The sequence below is a fragment of the Kitasatospora sp. NPDC059571 genome (assembly GCF_042735675.1).
In the GTDB taxonomy this organism is placed as follows: Bacteria; Actinomycetota; Actinomycetes; order Streptomycetales; family Streptomycetaceae; genus Kitasatospora.
Genome location: NZ_JBHWBW010000356.1, coordinates 7,550 through 8,326 on the forward strand (window position 1 = coordinate 7,550; position 777 = coordinate 8,326).

The 777-nt window shown below is 79.4% G+C and carries 1 pseudogene; it reads right to left on the minus strand.

Features of this window, described 5'->3' with window-relative positions:
- Nucleotides 1–104: 104 nt before the first annotated feature.
- Nucleotides 105–777 (minus strand): annotated as a pseudogene (locus ACFV0G_RS29290) (aldehyde dehydrogenase family protein); the annotation flags it as partial.

Sequence of the window (777 nt, forward strand, 5' to 3'; positions counted from 1 at the left end):
ACCCCGCAGCGCGACCGCCCCCCCCCGCGCGGGGGGGGGGGGGCCGGCCGCGGGGCCTCGGCGCCCCCCCCCCCGCGGGGGCGGCGCGGCCCCCGGCCGCCTCCAGGTCGGCGTCGGCGAAGACCAGGTTGGGGCTCTTGCCGCCGCACTCGGGCCAGACCTGCTTGAGGTTGGACTCGGCGGCGTAGGCGAGGAAGTGCCGTGCGGTGGCGGTGGAGCCGGTGAAGGCGAGCGCGTCGACGTCCGGGTGCAGGCCGAGCGCCCGGCCGGCCTCGGGCCCGCGGCCGGGGACCACGTTGAGCACGCCGTCCGGCAGTCCCGCCTCGGCGGCCAGGGCCGCCAGGCGCAGCGCGCTGAGCGAGGACTGCTCGGCGGGCTTGAGGACGACGCTGTTGCCGGCGGCGAGGGCCGGGCCGAGCTTCCAGGCGGCCAGGTCGAGCGGGAAGTTCCACGGGACGACCGCGCCGACCACGCCGAGCGGGGTTCGGCGGACGACGGCCAGGTTGCCGGGGGCGGTCGGGGCGACCTCGTCGTACAGCTTGTCGGCGGCCTCGGCGAACCAGGCGAGGACGGCGGCGGCGCCCATCACGTCGACGGCGAGCGCGTCGGCGACGGGCATCCCCATGTCGAGGCAGACCAGCAGGGCGAGTTCTTCGCGGTCGCGTTCGACGAGTTCGGCCAGGCGCAGCAGCCGGGCGCGGCGGTCGGCGGGTGCCAGCCGGGACCAGCGGCCCGAGTCGATGGCCGGGCGGGGGGCGCGGGCGGCCCCGGGCCGCG